The organism is Lysinibacillus sp. NPDC093216 (genome assembly GCF_050280325.1).
Taxonomy (GTDB): domain Bacteria; phylum Bacillota; class Bacilli; order Bacillales_A; family Planococcaceae; genus Lysinibacillus.
Genome location: NZ_JBNNVB010000001.1, coordinates 389,151 through 410,308 on the forward strand (window position 1 = coordinate 389,151; position 21,158 = coordinate 410,308).

At 36.4% G+C, this 21,158-nt stretch carries 17 protein-coding genes; 5 read left to right on the top strand and 12 right to left on the bottom strand.

The genetic code is table 11. The features are described 5' to 3' along the window. Positions 1 to 96: 96 nt before the first annotated feature. Positions 97 to 867, bottom strand: coding sequence for a Cof-type HAD-IIB family hydrolase (locus ACQKOG_RS01955; RefSeq protein ID WP_370077003.1), 771 nt, complete (start codon positions 865 to 867; stop codon positions 97 to 99). 448 nt (positions 868 to 1,315) lie between these two features. Here ACQKOG_RS01955 and ACQKOG_RS01960 point away from each other — a divergent pair, with 448 nt between their 5' ends. After that, positions 1,316 to 1,525, top strand: a complete 210-nt coding sequence (locus ACQKOG_RS01960) for a DNA-dependent RNA polymerase subunit epsilon (RefSeq protein WP_370077001.1) — start codon at positions 1,316 to 1,318, stop codon at positions 1,523 to 1,525. A 5-nt stretch (positions 1,526 to 1,530) separates the two neighbouring features. Further along, positions 1,531 to 3,198 (top strand): ribonuclease J1, encoded by a 1,668-nt coding sequence (gene rnjA, locus ACQKOG_RS01965; protein WP_370076999.1) that lies wholly within the window; start codon positions 1,531 to 1,533, stop codon positions 3,196 to 3,198. 385 nt (positions 3,199 to 3,583) lie between these two features. Here the strand turns inward: rnjA and ACQKOG_RS01970 are convergent, their stop codons facing one another. Next, positions 3,584 to 4,417, bottom strand: coding sequence for a TetR/AcrR family transcriptional regulator (locus ACQKOG_RS01970; RefSeq protein WP_370076997.1), 834 nt, complete (start codon positions 4,415 to 4,417; stop codon positions 3,584 to 3,586). A gap of 98 nt (positions 4,418 to 4,515) precedes the next feature. Between ACQKOG_RS01970 and ACQKOG_RS01975 the strand changes: the two genes are divergently transcribed. After that, entirely contained in the window at positions 4,516 to 7,605 is a 3,090-nt protein-coding gene (locus ACQKOG_RS01975) for an efflux RND transporter permease subunit (protein WP_370076995.1), read from the top strand. A gap of 442 nt (positions 7,606 to 8,047) precedes the next feature. Then, a complete protein-coding gene (locus ACQKOG_RS01980) occupies positions 8,048 to 8,608 on the top strand; it encodes a GNAT family N-acetyltransferase (RefSeq protein WP_370076993.1) in 561 nt (186 codons plus the stop codon). Positions 8,609 to 8,637: 29 nt separating this feature from the next. Here ACQKOG_RS01980 and ACQKOG_RS01985 read toward each other — a convergent pair whose 3' ends face one another. From ACQKOG_RS01985 to ACQKOG_RS02015, 7 genes are all read right to left on the bottom strand, one after another. Then, positions 8,638 to 9,633, bottom strand: a complete 996-nt coding sequence (locus tag ACQKOG_RS01985; protein WP_370076991.1) for a S66 family peptidase — start codon at positions 9,631 to 9,633, stop codon at positions 8,638 to 8,640. 18 nt (positions 9,634 to 9,651) lie between these two features. After that, complete coding sequence (locus tag ACQKOG_RS01990) at positions 9,652 to 10,149, bottom strand: GNAT family N-acetyltransferase (RefSeq protein ID WP_370076989.1); 498 nt, start codon at positions 10,147 to 10,149, stop codon at positions 9,652 to 9,654. Positions 10,150 to 10,214: 65 nt separating this feature from the next. Beyond that, positions 10,215 to 11,180 carry a S66 family peptidase gene (locus ACQKOG_RS01995; protein ID WP_370076987.1) on the bottom strand — a complete coding sequence of 322 codons (966 nt, stop codon included), beginning with the start codon at positions 11,178 to 11,180 and terminating at the stop codon, positions 10,215 to 10,217. Positions 11,181 to 11,217: 37 nt separating this feature from the next. Next, positions 11,218 to 12,003 carry an alpha/beta fold hydrolase gene (locus ACQKOG_RS02000; RefSeq protein ID WP_370076985.1) on the bottom strand — a complete coding sequence of 262 codons (786 nt, stop codon included), beginning with the start codon at positions 12,001 to 12,003 and terminating at the stop codon, positions 11,218 to 11,220. A gap of 428 nt (positions 12,004 to 12,431) precedes the next feature. Continuing rightward, positions 12,432 to 14,954: a bifunctional lysylphosphatidylglycerol flippase/synthetase MprF gene (mprF, locus tag ACQKOG_RS02005; RefSeq protein WP_427444679.1), complete on the bottom strand. Its 2,523-nt coding sequence runs from the start codon at positions 14,952 to 14,954 to the stop codon at positions 12,432 to 12,434. Between the two features lie 342 nt (positions 14,955 to 15,296). Beyond that, positions 15,297 to 16,001, bottom strand: a complete 705-nt coding sequence (locus tag ACQKOG_RS02010; RefSeq protein ID WP_370076979.1) for a response regulator — start codon at positions 15,999 to 16,001, stop codon at positions 15,297 to 15,299. Then, the gene (locus ACQKOG_RS02015; protein ID WP_427444682.1) at positions 16,002 to 17,603 is read right to left on the bottom strand and encodes an ATP-binding protein; all 1,602 of its coding nucleotides are present in this window, start codon (positions 17,601 to 17,603) and stop codon (positions 16,002 to 16,004) included. Between the two features lie 439 nt (positions 17,604 to 18,042). Between ACQKOG_RS02015 and ACQKOG_RS02020 the strand changes: the two genes are divergently transcribed. After that, the gene (locus ACQKOG_RS02020) at positions 18,043 to 19,305 is read left to right on the top strand and encodes a dicarboxylate/amino acid:cation symporter (RefSeq protein ID WP_370076975.1); all 1,263 of its coding nucleotides are present in this window, start codon (positions 18,043 to 18,045) and stop codon (positions 19,303 to 19,305) included. A 231-nt stretch (positions 19,306 to 19,536) separates the two neighbouring features. Here ACQKOG_RS02020 and ACQKOG_RS02025 read toward each other — a convergent pair whose 3' ends face one another. From ACQKOG_RS02025 to ACQKOG_RS02035, 3 genes are all read right to left on the bottom strand, one after another. Further along, entirely contained in the window at positions 19,537 to 20,016 is a 480-nt protein-coding gene (locus ACQKOG_RS02025) for a hypothetical protein (RefSeq protein ID WP_370076973.1), read from the bottom strand. Positions 20,017 to 20,021: 5 nt separating this feature from the next. Beyond that, positions 20,022 to 20,684 carry a potassium channel family protein gene (locus ACQKOG_RS02030; RefSeq protein ID WP_370077040.1) on the bottom strand — a complete coding sequence of 221 codons (663 nt, stop codon included), beginning with the start codon at positions 20,682 to 20,684 and terminating at the stop codon, positions 20,022 to 20,024. A gap of 120 nt (positions 20,685 to 20,804) precedes the next feature. Then, a partial coding sequence (locus ACQKOG_RS02035) for a hypothetical protein (RefSeq protein WP_427444686.1) occupies positions 20,805 to 21,158 on the bottom strand: 354 nt, incomplete at its 5' end.

The following is a 21,158-nucleotide window of genomic DNA, read 5'->3' on the forward strand; positions in this document are numbered from 1 at the left end:
CGGCATTGCGTCCGGAGGTTTAACTTATTTCAGCGGATGTCTTTTGTACCGAAAGCTTAGCGACAGGTACGGATGTTTCGACTCCGTTGAAATAAGTTAGATAATATTTAATTGGTGCATGATTTTAGCAAGACCATCCTCGTCCACATGCTCCGCAATATGAGTAGCAACAGCCTTCACTCTCTCATGACCATTCCCCATCGCCACGCCAGTCCCAACAGCCTGTAGCATTTCAATATCGTTAAGTCCATCCCCAAAAGCAATGGCATCATTTAATGTCAGCCCTATCTTATCAAGGACCTTTTCAATACCAGCAGCCTTCGAGCCTCCCTTTGGTAAAATATCACAAGAATAGCGGTGCCAGCGTACAAACTCCACGTTCGGAAATGCTTCACGATATAAATGTTCATCTTTTTCTTCCATAAAAATAAGTGTTTGATAGACATCGTTCTGCATATAATAAGTTGAGTCTATAGTCGGATACTCGTATTTTAATGTATCGAGGCTTTCTACTACCATATCGTTATTTCCTACAGATGCAATCATACGCTTGTCGTCTAAAAATACTACAGGTTCATTTCGCGCTTCACCAAAGGCAATGATTTTGGCTAGCTCACCTTTTCCAACACCATTCGTATAAATAACCTCACCACGATAAACAACATATTGTCCGTTAAATGTCACATACGTATTAATATCTAGCTCTTCTAGCAAGGATTGAATCATGAAAGGTGCACGTCCAGTTGCAATCGCTATCTCATATCCATTACGACGAGCTTCAAAAAGTGCCTCTTTCGCAGAAGCAGGTAATATTTTCTCACTATTATAAAGTGTACCATCTACATCAAAAAATAATATTTTCTTCATCTTATAGTCCCCTTCATTATGTATTATTCTGCAAGGTTAATGACTTTACAGAGGCAATATTTTTTATTATAATGATCCTAAGGAGTGATGTGCCATGCTGAAGAAACTCAAACGCAAATTGTTGAAGCAACTTCGCGGCATACTCGGAAAAAAATCAATTGCCTAACATTTGCCCTTCATTATTTGAAGGGCTTTTCTTTATTTTAGAGTAACTGCGTGATAATATAAAGGAAATGCATTTATTTGGCTATGCGCAACCACTGTCTCATTGCATAATTCAATTACACCTTGTTGTAATTACGTCTGGATTGTAACACTGAGATACAAGAACTTCAAACGCCTAATTTCTTCCTTTGTTTACTAGAAATTTGCTGTTTTTTCTTGTAGTACGTGTGTGGTATTAGTCAAAGGTGCAAGAAAATTGTACGCAATAAAAGGAGAGCAAACTATGATTTACAAAGTTTATTATCAAGAAAAAGTAAATGAAATTCCAGTTCGCGAAAACACTAAAAGTCTATACCTAGAAGCTGCTTCAGAACGCGAAGTACGTGAAAAGCTAAAAGACCGAAACTACAACATCGAGTTCGTTCAATTGCTTGAAGGTAACTATTTAGTCTACGAACAAGCAAGCCCGAACTTCATCTTGGAGGAAATTTAACAAACATGAAGTTTGTTAAAAATGACCAAGCAGCTGTTTTCGCGCTCGGCGGACTGGGCGAAATCGGCAAAAACACTTACGGCGTTCAATTTCAAGATGAAATCATTTTAATTGATGCCGGCATTAAATTCCCAGAAGACGACTTACTCGGCATTGACTACGTTATTCCGGATTATACTTATTTAGTACGCAACGCCGACAAAATTAAAGGATTATTTGTTACACATGGACATGAAGACCATATTGGTGGTATTCCCTACTTATTACGTCAAGTAAATGTCCCTGTCTACGGCGGCAAGCTTGCACTTGGTTTATTACGCAATAAGTTAGACGAGCATGGTTTACTACGTACAACAAAGCTTATCGAAATTAAAGAAGAGGATGTTATTAAGTTCAGAAAAACATCTGTTAGCTTCTTTAGAACAACACACAGTATTCCAGATGCTTACGGAATCGTTGTAAAAACACCACCTGGTAACATCGTGCATACAGGTGATTTTAAATTTGACTTTACACCTGTAGGCGAGCCAGCCAACTTAACAAAAATGGCTGAAATCGGCCGTGATGGCGTACTATGCTTACTTTCAGATAGTACGAATGCAGAAAAGCCGAACTTTACAATGTCAGAGCGTACAGTTGGTAAAAGTATCGATGAAATTTTCCGTAAGGTAGATAGTCGTATTATTTTTGCAACTTTCGCATCTAACATTCACCGTTTACAACAAGCAACAGATGCTGCAGTAAAATACGGAAGAAAAATTGCTGTCTTCGGACGTTCAATGGATAATGCCATTACAATTGGTCGTGAACTAGGCTATATTAATGCACCAAAGGATACATTTATTGATGCCCAAAGCATTAATCGTCTTCCTGCCAATGAAGTTATGATATTATGTACAGGCTCTCAAGGTGAACCGATGGCCGCACTTTCTCGCATTGCCAATGGTACACATCGTCAAATCCAAATCCAGCCTGGTGACACAGTTATCTTCTCTTCTTCACCAGTACCAGGAAATACGGTAAGTGTAAACAAGATTATCAACTTACTTTTCCGTGCAGGTGCAGAAGTTATACATGGTGCACTGAATAATATCCATACTTCTGGTCACGGTTCTCAAGAAGAACAAAAACTAATGCTGCGCCTAATGAAGCCTAAATTCTTTATGCCAATTCACGGTGAATTCCGTATGTTGAAAATGCATACTCATCTAGCAGAAGATTGTGATGTTCCGCTTGAAAATACATTCGTTATGGAGAATGGTGACGTGCTAGCATTAAGTGCCAACGAAGCACATGTAGCAGGTCGTATTCCTTCAGGAGACGTTTATATTGACGGCAATGGTATTGGAGATATCGGCAATATCGTATTACGTGATCGACGCATTCTTTCTGAAGAAGGTTTAGTGATCGTTGTTGTAAGTGTGGATATGGAAAACCAAAAAATCGTTTCCGGTCCAGACATTATTTCACGAGGCTTTGTTTACATGCGTGAGTCAGGTACGATGATTAATGAAGCACAAAAAATGCTAAACCGACACCTGAATGAATCAATTCAAGGCAAAACGCCTCAATGGACTGAGCTAAAAAATGAAATCACTGACGTATTAGGACCATATTTATTCGAAAAAACAAAACGTCGCCCTATGATTTTACCGATCATTATGGAGGTTTAATCTCATTAAAAAAACTACGCAAAATTGCGTAGTTTTTTTATTTTCATTTTTTTGGAACCTCTTTGCTTTTTTTTCGTATATAGTATGAAGACTCTAAAATAATTTCAACAACAATAAGTTTCAAAATGAATTAGAGTAACACAAGAAATAGCTACTCGAATGGAGTTTTGTCCCTATTGTAGTACTATCAGAAACTCGCAATCACTTCTAGTCACCGAGACTAATACTTAATTACCGCTAACACTTCAAGTTTTCATATAACATTCAATAATCTTAACCAATTTCGCAGTGTCATAACTTTAACTGTCGCTACAGAAAACACTGTGCCAAATGAAGATAAAATAGGATCGCTCACCCGTTAGAATGTGCAATCCTATCCTTATGTCTACATATTAAAGTATTTAGCTATTACATAAGCAACCCAACGATAATCTGGCTGCAAGCGTATGTTTTCAATTAAACCTTTTACAATCGGTTTACTATAGGTTGGATTTTCGACTTGGTCTTTTAATAATTCTAGAGACTCTCGTTCTATAGTGTCTTCTAAGCCATCTAGATGTTGTTCGATTAATTCTAGCAAAGATTCCTGCGTAACTTCTTCATCACAAGGTTTTTCCGTTAATCGAACGAGTTCTTCAGTTATAAATGGTATCGTCGTATGTCGTGCAATAATTTCCGTCTTTTCAGCTAGCGATCTGGCCAATTGATCTAAATCGAGTGGTATATCGGAAAAAATAAAAAGTTCCGAATAACTTTTCATAAATCCTTTAATGCAATACATAACATCATATTTTGTCTCCTGAAGTTCATCCTGATATAACTGCTCCAGCATATAGAGAATCGACTTAGACATCTCAACATCATAGGCAATTATTTTCTGAAACAATTCTTTTTTTGTAAGAAGTACTTTCTCATTAAAAAACACACGGGCAGATGCAGCATGATTTTTAAAAGCTTGAAAAATACTTTTGTAAAATTCAACTAAAATGATATCTTTACTAAGTGAACTTCTGACTACTTGGTCAACGTCAGTGACAAACTGTTGTAGATAATACTCTACCATAGAAATTAGAAGCTCGTCTTTTGTTTTGAAAGATAAATAAAATGCACCCTTTGAAATTCCACATCGTTCTGTAATTTGCTGTACAGATGTAGCTTCGAAGCCTTGTTCTGAAAATAGCTCCAACGCTTTCTCCATAATAAGTTGCTTTTTTAACATACTTTTAATCTCTCCTAATGTGTTTCATTGACAAATGACCGATTAGTCATTAGTATAAATAACGAAATCTAGTTAGTCAATAAAGGGTAGGTGTGAAGGTGAAAGGTTTAGTTAATTTCGTATTGAAAAACAAATTGGCAGTGTGGTTATTAACAATTATCATCACTGTCTCTGGTATTTATTCAGGTACAAAAATGAAAATGGAGTCCATACCTGACATTTCTATACCATATTTAATTGTAATGGGTGTTTATCCTGGTGCAACACCTGAACAGGTTATGAATGAGCTTTCCATGCCATTTGAAAAGTCAATAGAAAGCTTAGAAGATGTAAAGGCTGTTTACTCAAATTCCTCTTCAAACGTAGCTCAAGTTCAAGTTGAATACGACTACGGCATTGATATGGATGAGAAAAAGCGCCAATTAGAGTCCGCTTTAGAAGGTATAAAAATACCTGAAGGTGCTCAAAAACCGACAGTTATGGCAATTAGCATGAATATGATGCCTGTTGTCGCTTTATCAGTTAGTAGCTCTAAGGAAGATATTGTTGAATTAACGTCAACAGTAGAAGACATTCTACTTCCAAAAATCGAAAAAATTGATGGCGTTGCTTCAGCAACTATCAATGGTCAGCACATTAATGAAATATCATTTAAATATGATAAAGCAAAAATGGCTGCTCTCGGCTTAACAGAGGATTCTGTCAAGCAAATGATTCAAGCAAGTGATATGTCACTATCACTTGGTTTATATCAATTTACCGTTGGCGAACAAGCCGTATCAGTAGACGGTAAAGTACAATCTATCGATCAGTTAAAAGAATTATTGATCCCAGTCACACCTTCAGCTACAAATCCTTCACCATTCGTTCGCTTAGGCGATATTGCAACGATTGAAGTCGAAGGTAAAGTACAATCTGTATCACGTACAAATGGCAAAGATGCGATTGCGATTCAAATCGTTAAAGCTCAAGATGCAAATACGGTAAAAGTCGTAAATGCAGTGAAAGATTTAATGAAAGACGAAGAAAAATCATTAGCCGGCTTAAAAGTGGATATCTCACTTGACCAAGGTAAACCAATTGAAGATTCAGTCTTCACAATGATTGAAAAAGCAGTATTCGGTGGTGCCATTGCCGTATTAATTATTTTACTATTTTTACGTGATTTCAAATCAACAATTATTTCGATTATTTCTATCCCAGTTTCAGTATTCATGGCATTACTACTATTAAACTGGATGGATATCACATTAAACATTATGACTCTCGGTGCCATTACCGTGGCGATAGGTCGTGTTATCGATGACTCCATTGTAGTTGTTGAAAATATTTATCGACGTATCCATTTAAAAGGAGAAAAACTAACAGGTCGTGCTCTTATTCGTGAAGCGACAATTGAAATGTTCAAACCAATCCTTTCTTCTACATTAGTAACTGTGGCCGTATTCGCCCCACTAATGTTTGTAGGCGGTATGGTTGGTGAATTATTCATGCCGTTTGCGTTAACAATGTCATTTGCGCTAGGTGCTTCATTACTAGTGGCGATTACAATAGTTCCAGCTTTATCTCACTTCCTATTCCGCAAAAAAATATACGGTGAGAAAAAAGAAAGTCAACATAAAGAAGTTGGAAAGCTAGCTCTTTGGTATAAAGGTGTACTAAAAAAAGCATTAAACCATAAAATCATTACATCAGTTATAGCGATTGTATTGCTTGTTGGTTCTCTTGCTTTAACACCACTTATCGGCTTCAGCTTCATGGGCTCTCAAGAAGATAAGGTTATGTACTTAACGTATACTCCTGGTACAGGCGAGCTAATGAAAGATACAGAAGCAAATGTTGCAAAAGTAGAAAAAGAATTAATGAAACGTAAAGACGTTAATATTTTACAAGTTTCGATCAATGACCCTAAACATGTTGATCCTTCAGCAATGATGATGGGTGGCGGTGCTGGTGGTGCCTTAATGTACCTCATCTTCGATCCAGATATGAAGGACTTCCCTGAAGCACGTCAAGAAGTAGAAGACTATGTAACGAACATCGATCAATCAGGAGAATGGAAATCTCAAAACTTCTCATCAATGTCGGGGTCTTCAAATGAAGTAAGTTACACATTATACAGTGAAGATCTAGATAAGCTTCGCAAAGCAGTGAAACAAGTGGAAGGCGCATTAAAAGAAGTTGATGGTTTAGAAGAAATTAAGTCTGATACTGAAGATCCATTTGTTGAAAATACCTTAAAAGTAGATCAAAAGAATGTTCTACAATATGGTTTAACTACTGCTCAAATTGTAATGGCTTTAAATCAAAATACATCATCAGAAGTTCTAACTAAAGTTCAGTATGATGGTGAAGATATTGATGTTATTGTACAACATGAAGAAAAAGCTGCGGCCAAATCTCTTGATGATGTATTAGCTACTAAAATCCAAACAGCTTTAGGCACAACAATGACAATCGGTGAGTTAGTAAAAGTAGAAGAAGGCACTACATTAAACACATTGTCTCGCTCAAAAGGTGAATATTTCGCAAAAGTTTCTGGTACGATTATCGGTGACGATATTTCAAAAGCAACTACAGCTGCTGATAAGAATATCGATAAATTAGATTTACCTAAAGGTGTAACGACTGGCGTTGGAGGCGTTGCTGCAGACATGCAAGAAACGTTCACACAGCTTGGAATTGCTATGTTAGCTGCGATCGCGATTGTTTACTTCATCCTAGTAGTAACATTCGGTGAAGGTTTAGCACCATTTGCTATTCTGTTCTCACTACCATTCGCAGTAATTGGTGCATTTGTCGGCTTGTACGTTACAAATCAAACCATTTCTGTTTCTGTTATGATGGGACTATTAATGTTAATAGGTATCGTTGTAACAAATGCCATCGTATTAGTAGATCGCATTATTCATATGGAACGTGACGGACTTGCTATGCGCGAGGCCATTTTAGAGGCAGGTGCAACTCGTTTACGTCCAATCCTAATGACAGCCATCGCAACAATTGGTGCGATGATTCCAATGGCACTTGGTAATGGTGGCAGTGGTCTAATTTCAAAAGACCTAGCGATTACCGTAATTGGTGGTTTACTATCTTCAACATTATTAACATTAGTAGTTGTACCAATCGTGTATGAAATGCTATCTAAAATGTTAAAGAAAAACCGAAAAGACGTTAAAGATAATTAATAAATACTTGTAAAAAAGGGCTCTCCATTGTAGGAGGCCCTTTTTTCTATGTTTTGAAGAAATACTATTGTCTATGACTCATTAGCATAAAGTGAGGTTGATTTCCGTTACGGTTGATCGGTTTCCTGAGGGCGTCGTGGCAACAGGTGTTTTTTGCGCGAAAGCGTAGCGGCAGCGGCAGATGGTTTTTGCGCGAAAGCGTAGCGTTGACGTAGCGTCAGCAATATGGCGGGTATTTGCTTTCCTTCCGCGAGTATTTGCCCTCCTTCCGCGGGTATTCTCTAGCTTCGCGCAAATCATCATATTATAAGTAAAGCTGTTGCATTAGATTACAGACTACTAAACGAGTTCATCCCCTTTCAATCTCAAATAAACAGCCTAACGAAAATTTACAAATCTTGTTATAATTAAATACACTCAAACGCTTTTAAGGGGGAGTTTTATGAGCGACAACATTTTTAAACAAGCAGTACCTGTTTTAAAGACAGAAAGATTAACATTAAGACCAATTACACTGAATGATGTAGAAGCCATGTTTCTTTATGCTTCCAGTGAACATGTAGCTCGTTATGTGACATGGGACGCACATAAAAGTTTAGATGAAACGAAGGATTTTATTGCATTGATTTTATCTGGTTACCAACAAGGTCAACACTTTTTTTGGGGCATCGAATATGAGCAAAAATTGATTGGCACCATTGACTTCGTGTCGATTAACACGACACATAAATTTGCGGAGGTTGGTTATGTTCTTTCTGAAGCTTATTGGAATAAAGGGATAACGACTGAAGCGGCAAAAAAACTAATCGACTTTGGCTTTAACGAGTTAGGATTAGTGCGAATTCAAGCGCGATGCTTTGAAGAAAATATTGGATCTCAAAAAGTAATGGAGAAATCAGGGATGCATTTTGAGGGAGTTTTACGAAAATGTATGTTTGTTAAGGGCATTCATCAAAATGTTAATATGTATGCTATTACAGATGATGACTATGTTAAATCTTAAATGGACTAAGCCCTGCAAAAAAGCAGGGCTTACAACCATTTCTCAATACAATAGACTTTTTTGGCCGTTGCATCTAATCTCACTTGTTTTCCTATAGCAATTGGATGCATCGGATGCGTATGACATATATCAAATTCTGCCAATATCGGGATATCAATGCCGTCTAACTGTTCAAGCAGGATTTCATATGGTTTACGCCCAGTCCCTAAATCATCATAACGTTCATGCTTGCCTAAAATAATGCCACTTATTTTTTCAAATACACCATGCAATTTCAGCATTGCAAAATTCTTCTCAACGATAGCCGTATTTTTAGCGCAATCTTCTATTAATAAGATATCTCCAACATTAATTTTCGGGAAATAAGAAGTACCAATAAATCCATACATAGCATTTACATTGCCGCCGATTAATCTACCTTCAGCAACACCTTCTTGAACCGTCACCCATTCATTTTTATATAAATTTTTTTCCACCGTTTTTTCTAGCCAATTGACAGGTTCATCTGACCAGTATGTAGGCATTGGAATTTCATAAGGTGATACTTGTGATTTCAAGAAGTAGTTCTCGAAGAATTGATATGTATCATTGACTAATGGCTCAAATTCACCAAAGGAAGGAATTAATGCTGGTCCGTAATAAGTTGTAATTCCTGTTTTTGCGTAAAGTGCCAGTAAAATTGCTGTTGTATCAGAGTAACCAACGACGATTTTGGGATTGCTTCGAAAAGCCTCATAATCAATATATGGCAGCATACTATTTGAGTTTGTACCACCTATTGTCGACATGATAATGTGGACGTTTGGATCACGTAATAATTCATTCAATTCCTCTGCGCGCTCTTTAGGAGTACCTGAGCGATAAATATCAGCTTTACCCGTCAAACTACCTTCAATTAGATTAATATTTTTTTGTTCAAGAAAAGCTTTTGCACGCTTATATCGAGAAAGTGCATTGACGGATGCAGGGGAAGACGGTGAAAAAATACCGATATTAATACTTCTAGTGTTTCTTCTAGAATTCATATACATCCCCCTTTTTTATTACAATAATTTTGACATATGATATTCATCCATATATTCCCCATCAACATATAAGGAATGTCTTTTAGTCCCCTCAATTTCAAACCCCATTTTTTTATATAAAGCTATGGCTGCCATGTTATTCGCCATTACTGTTAGTTCCAAGCGATGCATGCTCTTTTCTTTTGCCCAATCGTCGAGGTGACTAAACAATGCAGTACCAATTTTCTGTCCCCTATATTCACTATGGATACCTACGACTATATAGGCTCGATGTGAAACACTGGATGGCATATGATTACCTTGAACTATTAAATAACCAACTACTATCTTTTCAATTTCAGCTATAAATAAAGCTGAATGGCTGTTATTGTTCATATTCTCGATAAATTTAGTAAACTGTTCAGTCTCTAACTTTCGTTCACCTGGCCTGAATAACATAAAATTAGACTCTTCCGCATTTTTGATGACAGCTATTACCTGTTCAGCATCTTTACCTATTGCCTCTCTTACTAACATCTTGATCGTACTCCCTTCTTTATCAATTAGCCTTCAGCGGATGTTTGGACTCCCGCTGAAAGAAGTTAAAATTTAGTGACATGTATCATCAAATCTTTCGTATTCATTTGAATTTCACCACCAATTGGAAACGTAAAGATTGGCTGTGTATGTCCAAAATCAACATCATATAGAACTGGTATTTTTCTTAAATTTGGATGCTTATCTAAAATAAAATGTAGTTGCTCCTCTGTCATATTAGAAGCTCTTTGAAAACGCCCTATCGCAATACCTTTAATATTACTAGTAGCTTGTAATATTGAGCTGAAGTCCCGAGCAAATATTTCTGGATAAACTAGTTTATCATCCTCTACAAATAAAATACTATTTGATAAATCTGGCATATACGGTGTCCCTTGCAACAAATTTAATGTACATAAATTCCCTCCGAATAATTGCCCACTTGCTTCTCCTGCGGAATATACTTTCCAACTAGCCGCTTCAAAATGACGATTATGTTGATCTAAATACCATGCATCATCACTCCAAACGCTTGATGCTTTAATAGTATATGGTGTATTACTCATCAAACATTTTTGAAAATATGATAGCTGATAGTCTTGTGCCTGTTCCATACGGAAGCTAGAAAAATGAGGACCCGAATACGTAATAAATTCACATTTTTTTGTAATAGCTGTTGCTAAAGCTGTGATATCACTGAAGCCACAAAATATTTTTGGATTATTTGCTATCATGTCGTAATCCAAATAAGGTAATACCTCATTACAGTTATAACCACCAACAACTGTTAATACAGCCTTTACATTCTCATCACGAAAGGCATCATGAATGTCAGCAACTCGATGCTCAATAGAAGTTGAATTTTGAAGATCACATTCAAAAATATGTTGACCAAAGGATACTTTAAAACCTAACTCTTCAAGATTTTTCTTTGTTTGTTCAGCGCCTTCTGCTGTTATGATTGCTGCGCTACGACTAGGTCCGATAATCCGTATCTCTTCACCTACTTTTAATTTATTCGGAATACGCAAGCTACTCCCTCCTCTGCTTTGTAGAAGTTAAAAAAATTTAATGCAAGATTGCCTTTCTAATCCGTGCAGCTATCTCATTTGGATTGGTGAGAGGCAAAAAATGATAGCTTTTGGGAATAATCTCAACTTGTGCATTCGGTTGTCTTTCTTGAAATCTATTTAACTTCTTATGTAACAAACTATCCGAATGTTCGTCTGCCAACAGTAATAACACCGACAAAGGAATTTCATTTTCTATACAGTAATTATTTTTTTCTACTGCTTTTGACAAATCATTTAAGGCATTTGCATCACTGTGATGGTAATAGACATTGTTTTTTTCAACAAAGTTATGAAGGAAATAATTATACGAATATTCTTTATTTTCTGCAGACAAGTTCCCCATGTTCCGTATTTCTTCATTTATAGCCTCTTGTAAATCTTCTAATCGTTCAATGATAGGTAATTGTATTTCTGCTTTATCATCAGGATGATATTCGCCTATAAAATAATATCCACCGTCTAACAATGTTAATGATTTAACCGAATCAGGATAGTTTGTATAAAAATTTTGAATGATCCATGCACCTATTGAATTTCCAAGAAAATGAGCTTTAGTAATTTTTAGATACTCCATAATTTCTTTTATCGTATTGTTATACGACTGAAATGAAAAATCATTATCTAGTTGACCATTATGCCCTGGTAAATCGATTGCTACAATATGGGCTTCTGGTAAGATGCTCGCTAATGCTGCGTACATTTCTTTACGTTCACCAAGCGCAGGTATCGCAATTATTACCTCTTTATTCTGAAATGCATTGTATTGTATATAATTTTTCACGATACTATACCTCCCCCTAATTCACTTACAGTTTGAGCTCCTCGTAAAGGTTCTATATACAAAAAATTTGGTCTGATCACCACTTACCTCAAAACTAAAATTTTCTCTATTATTACAAAGCTCCAATGGAAAATCAAATGCAAAATTACATTTTTTTCATATATTTTGTTTCATCGTGTAATGAAGCCCAGTAAATACTATTTGGAATACCGCATACCACATTCATAATGTTTCTAGGCGATGTTCGATACTTTATCAGCGATTCTAGCTTTTTTATCAGCGATGTCCGCTGTTCTTCCAATGATAAAAAATCAATCAAAAAAGATGCATCGCAAAGTAATTTTGCAATGCATCTTTTTTTTATTGGCTGTGCGACCAATGCGTTTAATTATGCTGGCAGCACAGACTTTTTAAAATGATTCGGCTATCTATTTTCTCTTTTTGCCAATCAATAGCGTGACTTGTGCCATTGTAAATGGCAATGAAGATTTCTTTCGATAGGCTATATACTTTGGCTCCCAAAAATCTGCATATTTTAATTTAAAGTTTCTTAATCCTTTAAAATGATAGAAGTGCTGCCCATGTAAAAATATTTGTGCTGCAATTTTTTCACTTAAAAAGGAATACCTAGACTGCCCGACATTTGACAATGGCGACATCCCCATATTAAAAACACGGTAGCCTTCTGATTTTGTCCATTCAAAAAGCGATAGGAATATGAAATCCATCGTTCCAGATGGTGCTCCCGGCTTAAAACGCATGAGATCTACTGAGAGTCTTTCGCCATTATCGTACATGGGCATGAGACTAGCAAAGCCAATAACTCCTTCTGTACCACGTAAAACGGCAATGTTTGAAGTGTTTAAATAGTGTTCATTAAAAAAGCCAAGAGAAAAGCCTTTTTCTGACCTTCCCTGCAACCATTTCGTTGATACTTCTTGCATTTCATTCATTAATTCCTGTGAGTAAGGAGGGCTTACTATTTCAACTGTAAAATTTTCTCGTTCAAATTTATTTTTTACCGCTCGACGTCCCTTCATTCCCTTACCAGCAAGTGTAAACTTCTCCAAATCTACAAAAGCTTCTTCGCCAAGCTTAAAAAAACTATACCCATGCTCATGTAAAGAAGGGAAAATTTTATTGTTAATTTCATAAAAGACTGGTGTATAACCATGCTTATCTGCCAATTCTAAAAACTCTTGAATAGCTGATAAAAAATCAGATTCATCTCCTACTGGATCTCCCAGTACAACGATCTTATCGGCATATATTTGATAAGAAAATAAAACTGTACCTTGTTTATTCCAATGTACAAATTTGTCATGTAAAAAAATTAAATGTGAATACTCCGTCCCTTTATAGGTCATCAAATGATCTTTGATTCTCTCTTCTTGCTCACTTGATAAAAGCTTTTCCATTTTCTTAGGTGCACGGATAAAATAACCTATATAAAAAATAACAATTGCTATTAGGATACCAATTACTGCACTATAAAATAGGTCTCGGTAATCAGTAATGATGTATTCCTGCAGAGCGACTGGAATATGAATTTTGGAAGACGGTAAGTTCACATAACCAATCAATACATACATCGTTGTAATAATTGTCACTGCAGCAAGATCAATCAAAACGATGCCCCATGTCAAAACGTAACTTTCACGGTAAAATTGTTTTTTTGAGGCAATTAACAGCCCTGCGACAATCAGTAGAAAAATAGCTTCTTCATAGTCCAAGCCTTTAAAAATTGAAAATAGTGCAGAACTACTTAGCACAATGAGGCAAAGCTGATATGCCCTTTTTACTTTATATTTAATCCCTCTACATAGACCTAAGAGAATAAAGCCAGCTGCAACAGTCATTTGATGAGAGACATGCATAATCGGCGAAGATAAAAATTCCTGAGCTATTTTTAGTCGACTTAAAATCCCTGGAACTGAAGCCGATAGCAATAATACAATGCCAGAGAGAAATACCATTATCGTTAATAGCATGTGGCTAAGTTTCTGAAAAACGACATTTGGCAAGTCATCCCATGATTGATTCCAACGTTCCCAATATTCTTTTACAAACAAAAGAGAAGAAACTAAAAACGGAAGCACAAAGTAGCCAACCCGGTACAAAATTAATAGAAAAAGCACTTTTTCATCAGCGATTCCTAAACTTTGAGTCCCCCATAAAAAAACAAGGTCAAAAGAGCCCACTCCGCCAGGGATCATACTAACAATACCCGCGCAGGAAGCAATTAAAAATATGGGGATTAAATTGGAGAATTCTATTGGGATCTTCAATATAAAAGTTAATATCCAGATAACTAAAAAGACTGCAACCCATTCAGTTACGGAAGTACCTATCAATTGAAGAGAGATCCTCGGCTTTATAGAACCTGCTTTTTTATTGCGAATGAAAAGCATAGCAATAAAAATCGGAACATATAAGCTGACAAGAATAACTGCTATCTTTAACCATCGTACTTCTTTTAGCAATGGGAAGTCCCAAAAGAATATATACATAATCCAAGCTAACAGCGAAATCCCTGTTAAATAAAAGAGTGTTACGGAGGCAATGCTTTTTAACAAGTCTTCCTTATCCTCTTTATATTTCGAATAGAAATAGTTACGCAGAAAAACACCAACTAAACCACCAAAGCCTATAAGATTGGAGAAGGTGTTCACAATAAATGAATGATTCAGCAAAAGACGATTGTTTATTTTGATTCCTAATATTTTCACTAAAATTACATCATAAAAAATCATCGGTGTAATGGCACAGAAGGTGATAAAAAGAATAAATAAGAGCTCCCATATCTGCAGTTCATTCACTTCTTTCCGAAGTAAATGAACATCTATCCCACTTATCGTTTGTAGAATTTCATAAATTGCTATTGCTAAAAGCGCTATTGGAAATAGAATTTTCAAAAATTTAAATAGCGACTCTTTTCGAACGTTGAACATGTGTATTAAACCTACTCCCCATTAGCTTTCTAAAATCAAGTATATCTTTAATTTCCATAAAAAATCCTCCGAAGAATAACATACCATTATTGTAACGGATTCTCTGCTATATGTATCGCTAAAGTAAGTTTGCCTCTCGGGATAAAGCATATTTTATTCAACTATTGACTCTATTTGCTGCATAATGTATTCATCAATAAACAAATTTCCCTAAACACCTTCTTCTTCCCAAAATCTAATCCATATTGGTGAGAAAGCGAATGATGCTTCGAATATCCCCTTAATTTCTATAGTTTCCCTATAAAAAATGTATTAAACAGCTCTATAAGACACTCATTCGGATTAAATATAATATCGATGGATAGGACGTCCCACACTTCCATATTGTATATCCACCTTTAATAAATTTTGTTTTTCTAAAAAATCCAGGTAACGTCGAGCTGTTACACGAGCTGCTCCAATATACGTTGACACTTCTTCCGCTGATACGGCTCCGTCACTCTCTTGAATGTAGGCAAGCACCTTGTCTAATGTTGCTCGATTAAAACCCTTTGGTAGCTCGTCAATTATTATCGTCTCAGTGATCGGAGGAACAACTATTTGTTCAGAAATACGTTGCTGCATTAGATGATCTACATCATGCTGTGTTAGATCTTGCATACCACTTATTTTCTTTCTATAACCTTGATAATTCTTTAAAGTCTGTTCAATTCGTTCAAACGTAAAAGGTTTCATAATATAATCATAGACACCTAGGTGTAATATTCTCTGCACAGTAGGCATATCATTCGCAGCAGTTACGGCAATAACATCAACTGGAATATGTTCTTCACGAATTTTTCCTAGCGTAATAATACCATCCTGCTCTGGCATAAAAATATCCATAAAGACAAGGTCAGGGTTTAATTGTTTAATCTTCTCTATCCCTTCTATCCCATTACCAGCATAGCCTATCAATGAAAATCCTGTGATTTGCTCAATAAATTGCCTGTTCACTTCTCGTACCATTGGATCATCTTCAATTAATAACACATTTATTACATCCATCTACTCTTCCCCTAACTCAAATAAGATTAAGAAACTTGTCCCTTTCATAAATTCACTCACTACCTCAATATCGCCATTACCTTTTCTTACGATTTCATGTATTAAATGCAAGCCGATACCGCGATTCTCACTTGCCTTTGTAGAAAATCCATTTTCAAACATACGAACTTGAACCTCTTCAGACATCCCAATTCCATTATCAGAAACAGCAATTGCTAGCACACCGTCATGCTCATCTACAGAAATCGCTACATATTTATCATCCTTCGAAAGAACATTTAGCGCTTCAAAGGCATTTTCAATTAAATTTCCTAACAAGACGACAAAATCGTGGTGATCTAATAATGGGGGAAAGCTTTTAAAATGACTTTTTCGATCGATTTCTACTTGTATGCCTAATTCCTTGCCATAACTAACTTTACTAAGCAATAATCCTGAAATATTTTCATTATGAAAGCGTTCATTCAAAAACTTCGTTAAAGAAGCTTCATTTTCAGTAGTAGCTGTAACGTATTCAAGTGCTTGCTTTGTATGTCCCAATTGTAGAAGTCCTGCAATAGTATGAAGCTTATTTTTATGCTCATGTGTTTGTACACGCAGTGCTTGCACAAAAGCTTTAACACCTGTTACCTCTTCCGCAAGCTTTTTCACGGCTGTTAAATCTTTAAACATAGCAACTGCTCCCACTAACTCACCATTTACAATAATCGGGACACGATTACTCAAAATACTATGATGATTGATGTAGAGCTCTTGATCGTATACCGGCGTTGCCGTTTCAACAATTTCAGGCAATCGTGTGTCAGGCAAAACATCATAAATCTTTTCCCCGATACAATCCTCTATCTTTCTAGTAACTCCTAATATATCAGCTGCTTTTTCATTAAAAATTGTAATATTCATTCCTTTATCGACTGCTATAATGCCTTCATGCATAGCATTGAACGTTTCTGTTCGTTCCACATACATCTTGGCAATCTCATGAGGCTCAAGCCCAAACATTTGCTTTTTAATATGTCGGCCAAGTGTATATGCCCCCCAAATACTAAAAACAAGCGATATAAGAATAGTAATAAAAATTTCATGCTCATAATTTTGCAACATTTCTATAAAAGTTGGCAGTGAATACCCTACAACGACAATGCCTACTTGTTCTTTTTTGTCATCAATAATAGGGACAAAAGCTCGAATCATTACACCCGCTTCCCCTTGCGCCTTCGATATATAATAATGCTCACTAAAGGAAGCATTTAAATCCTGTGATTCACTACGCTTCCCTATTTCTTTACTAACTGGGTGAGATAGTTTAATACGATCCATATTCATTACAACAATATACTCCGCTTTATTAACAACACGAATTCCATCTACAATTTTATTGACATTTTTCGCAGCTTCTTTAATATTGTCATTTTTCAAATGCATACTGATTTCTGGCACATTTGATACAGTCCGCGCTACGAGCATAGCACGCTGACCAAACTCCTTTTCTTGCTCAGTTAAGAGGTTTCCAAGTACAAAAATGCCACCAAGTAAAAAGGAGAATGCAATGATTAAAAATGTCACTAGCAGGATTTTGCCGTTTACAGGCATTTTTATCATTTAATATTCCTTCCTTTCCAAATCTCTGCATTTCACTATTAAAGAAGTTTAATGGGATGATTTTACTCATGCTCAGAATGTAACTTCTATCAATGATATGCTTTTAAGATTATCTTCAAAAAAATCTTTTGACAACACTTTTAGTTGACATAAGTAGGAGAAAGTCATGAACTTAATGAACAATATTACAAAAAATTGACATAAAACTAAATTTTCTTTCATTAATTATTTTTGTATTATAACAATAGTAAATTATTTGCAGAGTATCATAACAGCTTGAGTTATTGAAAACACTACGTTTTATTTAAAATATGGATGAATGTACTTAATGAACGATATGTTTCTTATTTTCTAAATCTCTTTTTTCTAAAAAGATTCGCTATGATAATTCTAGTGAAAACGATATCAAAGAGAAAATTTAGAAAAGAGGTAGCATAAAGTGAAATTACTGAAAAATCTGACTGTTCAGGTTATAGTTGCGATTATTCTAGGGGTGATTGTTGGGGCTATCTTCCCTGAGTTTGGTGCAAGCCTTAAAATCCTGGCTGACTTATTCATTAAGCTAATTAAAATGTTAATCGCCCCTATTATCTTCTTAACAGTTGTAATCGGAATCGGTAGTATGGGGGATATGAAAAAAGTTGGAAAGATCGGAGGAAAGGCGTTACTGTATTTCGAAATTGTCTCTACCATTGCCTTAGCAATCGGTATTGCTGTTGCATTAATTGTTAGCCCTGGTACAGGTTTAGATACATCAGGTGCTTCCGAAGCCGATATCTCAAAATATACAACTGCTGCAGCAGAGTCTGAGCAAGGCTTAGGTGCTTTCATCTCTAGCATTATTCCTGAAAACGTTGTAGGTGCACTTGCAACAGGACAATTACTTCCTGTGTTATTCTCTGCAATATTGTTCGGCTTAGCTGCTGCTTCTATTGGAGCACCTGCAAAACCTGTCATCACATTTTTTGAACAAGTGGCAGAAATTTTCTTCAAAATCGTAAGTATGGTGATGAAAATATCTCCAATAGGTGCTTTTGGTGCAATGGCCTTTACGATTGGTAATTTTGGCTTGAAATCGTTAGGCAACTTAGGTCTATTAATGGCCGCAGTATACATTACAATGTTCTTATTCGTAGTTTTTGTTTTAGGAACGATCGCAAAATTTTTCGGCTTCAACATTTTTAAATTTATCGCTTATATAAAAGAGGAGATTTTCTTAGTAATTGGTACTTCATCATCTGAATCTGCCTTGCCATCTATGATGCGTAAATTAGAAAACTTTGGTTGCTCTAAACAAGTTGTTGGATTAGTAGTACCAACCGGTTATTCTTTCAATCTTGATGGAACGTCCATCTACCTATCAATGGCTGCATTATTTATTGCACAAGCATACGGAATGGATTTGACGTGGATTCAAATCATTACACTTCTTGGAATTTTAATGATTACATCTAAAGGAGCCGCTGGTGTAACAGGTTCTGGTTTTATCACATTAGCAGCAACACTTGCTGCTTTCCCAATGATTCCAGTTGAAGGAATTGCGCTATTAATTGGTGTTGACCGCTTCATGTCTGAGGCACGTGCCGTAACAAATTTAATTGGTAACGGTGTAGCTTGTGTAGTCGTATCGAAATCTGAAAAAGAGTTTGATATAGAAATGCAAGAGCGTGCACTTCAAGGAAAAAATACTATTGTGTCCTAAGAACAATTCACTAAAGCGCTCGTTTACATCCGACAAGCGCCGGAGAGCCCCTCGGGGCAAAAGTAAACGCTAATCCACTTTTGCCCGAGGGATCGAAGCGACCTAGAGGTTGTAGCGGTTAGCCTAGACACCTACTATGTTCTAAGTTATCTACAGGCAAAGGGTCTATATTTTCCTTAACTACAAGAAAGGGTAGTGATGACAGCTAGTTGCTGTTTTCACTACTCCTTTTTATTTAACATATTGTTCAAGCAAACGTTGCGTATTTGTTGATTGTTCAAGTGCTTTTTTCTCTTTTGCCCAATATATCAAATATTGCTGATCCCCAACATTAAAAACCATCTGCTGTAATTCTTCACTTAGCTCAGAGCTAATCGCGACCTTTAAAATATCTACCTCATATAAAGGCTCTCCTTTAATTTCGTAGACAATATGATAAAGTGGTTTTTCTTCAAATATAGCTCGTTCTTTTTTACTTAGTTTCTTAACATGGCTTAGCGGATAGTTTTCAATATTAGCTGTTGCATCTTGACCTGTTGCTCGAAATAAAGATTGCTCTCCTTTAAATAGCTCGATTGCATCAATTTCTGCTGTATGATCTAAAATGCGAGAAATAGCCTCTTCCTCATTTTTGTCGCGAGATTGTAATGTAAAGGCGACAATAAGAATAATTGCAGCAAATATAACTAGTTTCCATCTTCGTTTATTCATTTTCATTACCCATTCAATGCCTTTTTGACAAAGCGGTTAATATCTACATCCGCCCCAATGACAAGCATTATATCTCCCAGCAAAATTTTATCACTCGCCTGTGGAGATACGATGATATCTGGACCACGCTTAAGACCTACAATATTAATCCCGTACTTTGCACGAATATCTAGATCCATAATAGAGTAACCTGCAATCGCATCATTGGCCTTAAGCTCCATAATTGAATGTTCATCTGAAAGCTCTAAATAATCGAGCACTGTATTAGACAACATATTATTGGCAATACGTATCCCCATATCACGCTCAGGATGCACGACAAAATCTGCGCCAATTTTACGCAGAACTTTTTCATGGTAATCATTCTGAGCCTTTACAGTAATCTGCTGAACACCAATTTCTTTTAAAATAATAGTCGACAAAATACTAGCCTGAATATTTTCACCAATCGCTACGATAACATGCTCAAAATTACGAATACCTAATGAAATTAATACCGATTCATCCGTCGAATCTGCGATAACGGCCTGCGTGGCAATCGAAGCAAACTCGTCCACCCGCTCTGAGGAATGATCTATCGCCATAACTTGTGCGCCTTGACTCATTAGTTCTCGAACAATACTTCCTCCAAAACGACCCAGTCCAATGACAGCAAACTCTTTTTTCATCATTAATAATCCCTCCGAAAACTACTATACCATTATTGTAACGTATTCTCTGCTATATGTATCGTCAAAACAAGAGACTATTCGTCAATAAAAGACAATCCTTGGACAGGATCGTTCTGCCTAGTGGCTTTCTTGTTCGGTTGTCGTTAGGATTTGATCGGGTGAGAGACGAAACTGCTCGGGTGGACCGAGGAAGTAATCAGATTTGCCCCAAAACTGCTCGGGTTGACCGAGGAAGTGATCAGGTTTGCTCCAAAACTGCTCGGGTTGACCGAGGAAGTGATCAGGTTTGCTCCAAAACTGCTCGGGTTCACCGAGGAAGTGATCAGGTTTGCTCCAAAACTGCTCGGGTTCACCGAGGAAGTGATCAGGTCTGCTCCAAAACTGCTCGGGTTGACCGAGGAAGTGATCAGGTTTGCTCCAAAACTGCTCGGGTTGACCGAGGAAGTGATCAGGTTTGCTCCAAAACTGCTC

Bases quoted from the DNA above. Each gene is read 5' to 3' on its own strand.
- ACQKOG_RS02030 (WP_370077040.1), bottom strand. From the start codon at position 20,684: ATGAAAAAAGAGTTTGCTGTCATTGGACTGGGTCGTTTTGGAGGAAGT.
- ACQKOG_RS02010 (WP_370076979.1), bottom strand. From the start codon at position 16,001: ATGGATGTAATAAATGTGTTATTAATTGAAGATGATCCAATGGTACGA.
- mprF (WP_427444679.1), bottom strand. From the start codon at position 14,954: ATGTTCAACGTTCGAAAAGAGTCGCTATTTAAATTTTTGAAAATTCTA.
- rnjA (WP_370076999.1), top strand. From the start codon at position 1,531: ATGAAGTTTGTTAAAAATGACCAAGCAGCTGTTTTCGCGCTCGGCGGA.
- ACQKOG_RS01960 (WP_370077001.1), top strand. From the start codon at position 1,316: ATGATTTACAAAGTTTATTATCAAGAAAAAGTAAATGAAATTCCAGTT.
- ACQKOG_RS02015 (WP_427444682.1), bottom strand. From the start codon at position 17,603: ATGATAAAAATGCCTGTAAACGGCAAAATCCTGCTAGTGACATTTTTA.
- ACQKOG_RS02025 (WP_370076973.1), bottom strand. From the start codon at position 20,016: ATGAATAAACGAAGATGGAAACTAGTTATATTTGCTGCAATTATTCTT.
- ACQKOG_RS01985 (WP_370076991.1), bottom strand. From the start codon at position 9,633: ATGAATTCTAGAAGAAACACTAGAAGTATTAATATCGGTATTTTTTCA.
- ACQKOG_RS01990 (WP_370076989.1), bottom strand. From the start codon at position 10,149: ATGTTAGTAAGAGAGGCAATAGGTAAAGATGCTGAACAGGTAATAGCT.
- ACQKOG_RS01970 (WP_370076997.1), bottom strand. From the start codon at position 4,417: ATGTTAAAAAAGCAACTTATTATGGAGAAAGCGTTGGAGCTATTTTCA.
- ACQKOG_RS01955 (WP_370077003.1), bottom strand. From the start codon at position 867: ATGAAGAAAATATTATTTTTTGATGTAGATGGTACACTTTATAATAGT.
- ACQKOG_RS01980 (WP_370076993.1), top strand. From the start codon at position 8,048: ATGAGCGACAACATTTTTAAACAAGCAGTACCTGTTTTAAAGACAGAA.